Origin of the sequence: uncultured Jatrophihabitans sp., assembly GCF_964244045.1 — a bacterium.
Classification (GTDB): Bacteria; Actinomycetota; Actinomycetes; order Mycobacteriales; family Jatrophihabitantaceae; genus Jatrophihabitans.
In genome coordinates, this window is the sequence record NZ_CAXTHK010000034.1 from 1 (window position 1) to 4,339 (window position 4,339).

Sequence of the window (4,339 nt, forward strand, 5' to 3'; positions counted from 1 at the left end):
CCCGCGCCCGAGCCCGAGCCCGAACCCGAGCCGGAGCCCGAGCCCGAGCCCGAGCCGAAACCCGAGCCCGAGCCGGAACCCGAACCCGAACCCGAGCCCGAACCCGAGCCCGAGCCCGAGCCCGAACCGGAACCAGAACTCGTCGCTGCCGCCCTGCCCGCGGAGGCAACGGCCGCCCCAGCTGGCGGAGCGGGCGGGGTCCGGGTCTGGGTGGTCGACGGACGGCCGCGCTTCCACGCGCAGGACTGCCTGATCATCAAGGCGCAGGTCGCCGAGCCCATCCTCAAGAGCGAGGCCGAGGCCGACGGCTTCCAGCCTTGCTCGCTGTGCCAGCCCCGCGCGTTCTGACCTCAGCTCGTCGAGTGGTGCGTTACGGCTCGAGTGGTGCTTTATAACGCGCCACTCGGCCGATAACCCGCCACTCGATGAGGCCCGGCGCCGCCAGCACAGTCGAGTCCGGCGCTGCCAGCTCAGTCAGACCCGGCGCTGCCAGCTCAGTCAGACCCGGCGCTGGCAGCTCATCAGACCCGGCGCAGCCAGATCGTCAACCCGAGTTCGTCGTCGCTGACTGAGTAGCTCGACTCCGGGTCGCTCGGTGCACCCTCGGTCAACGAGGTAGCCAGGACCTCGACAGCCAGCTGCTCGCCGTGCGTCCGGATCGCCTCGGCCGGTTCGGGCGAACCGCCGACGCGCCAGGACAGCTCGATCCGTTCCGTGACCTCGAGGCCGGCGTTCTTGCGTGCGTCCTGCACGATCCGGACGATCCTGCGGATGAGTCCCGCCAAGCGCAGTTCATGGGTGAGCTCGAGATCGAGAGCGACGGTGTCGGCGCCGTTGGCGGCCACGGCCCAACCGGAACGGGGCGTTTCCGACACCACCACCATGTCGCCGACGATGGACAGCACCTCGCCATCCAGTTCGACCGTCGCGCTGCCCTCACGAAAGTGCGCCACGAACGCCTCGACGTTGCTGGCGGCTGCCGCCGAGATCGCGTTGGCGACCTGCTGGGTTCGTTTGCCGTACACCTTGCCGAGCTCGCGGAAGTTGGCCTTCACCGACAGCTCGACGAGCTCGCCGGCGTCACTCAGGTCGGCTAGCAACACCACGTTGAGCTCGTCGCGCACCTGGTCCTGCAGCTCCAGCGGCAGGGACGTCCACCCGGGCGCGGAGATCAGCGCCTGACCCAGCGGTTGGCGAGTGCTCATCTTGGAGTCGGCGCGGGCGGACCGGCCGAGCTCGACGAGTCGGCGCACCAGCGCAACCTGCTCGGCGAGCGCCGGATCGACCGTCGCCGCGTCGGCCTGTGGGAACGGCATCAGGTGCACCGAGTCGGCGCCACCGGTGGCCGCAAACAATGCCCCCCATACCTGCTCGGTGACGAACGGGATCAGCGGGGCCAGCAGACGAGTCAAGATCTCCAGGCACTCGTGCAGCGTGCCGAGGGCCGCGGGGTCACCGTCCCAGAACCGCCGGCGTGAACGCCGGACGTACCAGTTCGACAGGTCGTCGATGTAGTCGGCGAGCACCCGCCCAGCCCGCGCAGGGTCGAAGGCGTCGAGTGCCTCGTCCACCTCACGGGTGACCCGGTGGGCCTCGGACAGCGCCCACTTGTCGAGCATCGTGCGTTCGCCAGAATGCGCGTCCGGTAGCCATGAGTTCGCTCTGGCGTACAGCGACTGGAACGACGCGATCGACCAGTACGTGCGGATGACCTTGGACGCGATCTCGTCGAGCACCTTGTGGCCGACCCGCCGTGCCGACCACGGTGAGCCCGTGCAGAGCATGAACCAGCGCACCGCGTCGGCGCCGTGGCGGTCCATCAGCGAGATCGGTTCGAGGATGTTGCCCAGGTGCTTGCTCATCTTGCGCCCGTCCTCGGCCAGGATGTGGCCGAGGCAGACAACGTTGCGGTAGGACGAGTGGCCGAAGACGAGCGTGCCGACCGCCATCAACGAGTAGAACCAGCCACGCGTCTGGTCGATGGCCTCGCAGATGAAATCGGCCGGGTAGGCGGCGTCGGCCTCGTCCTTGTTGCGATAAGGCGCACCGAACTGCGCGAACGGCATCGACCCGGAATCGAACCAGGCGTCGATCACCTGGGGTACCCGACGGTATGTTCCGCCCTGGCCCGGGACGGTGAACGATACGTCGTCGACGAAGGGGCGGTGCGGGTCGTCGAGCTCGACGCCCGACAGCTCGTGCAGCTCGGCCAGCGATCCGACGCAGATCTGCTTGGTGGGGTCCTCGTCGTTGCGCCAGACCGGCAGCGGAGTGCCCCAGTAGCGGTCGCGCGACAGCGCCCAGTCGATGTTGTTGTTCAGCCAGTCGCCGTAGCGACCGTTCTTGATCGTGCTCGGCTGCCAGTTGGTGGCCTGGTTCTCGGCGAGCAGTTCATTCTTGATTGCGGTGGTCCGGACGTACCAGGACGGCAACGCGTAGTACATCAACGGCGTGTGGCAGCGCCAACAGTGCGGATAGCTGTGTTCATAAGGGACGTGGCGAAACAGCAGCTCGCGCTTGCGCAGGTCGCGCACGATCGGTTCGTCGGCGTCCTTGAAGAACATGCCGCCGACGAGTGGCAGATCGGCCAGGAAGTGTCCGCCGGTGCCTACCGGTTTCACGACCGGCAGGCCGTAGGCGCGGCAGACCGCGAGGTCGTCGGCGCCGAAGGCAGGGGACTGGTGGACGAGCCCGGTACCGTCGTCGGTGGTGACGTAGTCGGCAAGGACGACGAAGTGCGCGTCGGGGATGTCGACGAGCGCGAAGGGCCGCGCGTAGGCCCAACGCTCGAGGTCGCGCCCGGAGAACGTCTCGAGCACCTCGACGTCGTCGCCGAGCACCTTGCCCAGCAGCGGTTGCGCGACGACGAGGGTGCTCTCGCCGTGGCGGGCAACCACGTAGTCGACCTCAGGGTTGACGGCCACCGCGGTGTTCGAGATCAAGGTCCAGGGCGTCGTCGTCCACACCAGCAGGTCAGCGCGTCCGGCCCAGGGACCGGACGTCAGCGGGAAGCGTACGTACACCGACGGGTCAGTGATGTCCTCGTAGCCCTGCGCGACCTCGTGGTCGGACAGGCCCGTCCCGCAGCGCGGGCAGTACGGCGAGACCCGGAAGTCCTCGACGAGCAGGCCCTTGTCGAAGATTGTCTTCAACGCCCACCACACCGATTCGACGTAATCGGGTGTCATCGTCCAGTAGGCGTGCTCGTAGTCGGCCCAGTAGCCCATGCGCTCGCTCATGGCCTCAAAGGCGTCGACGTGTCGCTGGACGTTCTCGCGGCATTTGGCGTTGAACGCCTGAATGCCGTAGGCCTCGATGTCGGGCTTGCCGGTGAAGCCGAGTTCCTTCTCGACGGCCAGCTCGACGGGCAGCCCGTGGCAGTCCCACCCGGCGCGGCGCGCCACGTGGTAACCCTTCATCGTGCGATAGCGGGGGAAGACGTCCTTGAAAACTCGGGCTTCGACGTGGTGGGTGCCCGGCATCCCGTTGGCCGTCGGCGGGCCCTCGTAGAACGTCCACTCCGGGCCGCGCGCAGTGGCGTCGACGCTGCGTTGAAAGACCTTGGAGTCGGTCCAGCGCTCGATGATCGTATGGTCGAGCGCAGGCAGATCGACGTGCGGGGCGAGTGGTTCGTAGCCGGTCATGATGCTGCTGCTCCTTCGAGTCCTGCGTCCGACTCGAGGGACGAGGCTCACGCCCCGCGGTACCACCCTCGTTGACCTGATCGCCTGGCGCGACCGGGCCCACTTCGTTCGATTCCGGGTCTACTGGGACGCCTTGCGACGCCGTTCTTCCGGTGCTCGGAGGTGATTTCGCCACGGCCCTGACCCCCGGGCTCACACCGTCCCCGGGTCGCTCGGGCTGGGGCCCCGCGACTACTCGTCCTCGTCGTTGCAGCCCCAGCCTAGTCGGCCTCGCCATCAGTGGCGGACCGTTTAAGGGCGTGGGGGGTGGCGGTGCGGTGATCGGGACCATATATTGACCGCCTTTGCGGCAACGCCTCGCGAGTGCTCTGTGCGTTGGCTGCCCGACTTGGAAGAGGTAGCCATGGCAGCAGTCGGGCGGATCAGTCGAGCCCTGCGTCGCGTCGGTTCCGGCGGGCGCTCCGAGCGCTCGTCGGGTCCCGCCGCGGCCAGCACGTCAGTCGCAGATGCTGCGGATCCTGCGCAGAGCAGCCGCGTCCTCGCGGTTGCGAAGAAAACAGCGAAGAAGGCTGCACCTGCTAAGAAGGCCGCACCGGCCAAGGCCCCGGCTAAGAAGGCTGCACCAGCGAAGAAGGCTGCACCAGCGAAGAAGGCTGCACCGGCCAAGAAGGCCGCACCGGCCAAGAAGGCTGCAC

General features: G+C 67.8%; 1 protein-coding gene and 2 pseudogenes. 2 read left to right on the forward strand and 1 reads right to left on the reverse strand.

Annotation, left to right across the window (positions count from 1 at the left end):
• A pseudogene (locus ACFFC4_RS18820) lies at nucleotides 1-348 on the forward strand (hypothetical protein); the annotation flags it as partial.
• A gap of 173 nt (nucleotides 349-521) precedes the next feature.
• On the opposite strand, the gene ileS reads toward ACFFC4_RS18820, so the two are convergent.
• Nucleotides 522-3,644 carry an isoleucine--tRNA ligase gene (gene ileS / locus ACFFC4_RS18825; RefSeq protein WP_375503713.1) on the reverse strand — a complete coding sequence of 1,041 codons (3,123 nt, stop codon included), beginning with the start codon at nucleotides 3,642-3,644 and terminating at the stop codon, nucleotides 522-524.
• A gap of 403 nt (nucleotides 3,645-4,047) precedes the next feature.
• On the opposite strand from ileS, the pseudogene ACFFC4_RS18830 reads away from it, so the two are divergent.
• Nucleotides 4,048-4,339, forward strand: a pseudogene (locus ACFFC4_RS18830) (hypothetical protein); the annotation flags it as partial.

What these genes read in the sequence shown, in the direction of transcription:
- ileS (WP_375503713.1), bottom strand. Translation starts at nt 3,644, where the DNA reads ATGACCGGCTACGAACCACTCGCCCCGCACGTCGATCTGCCTGCGCTC.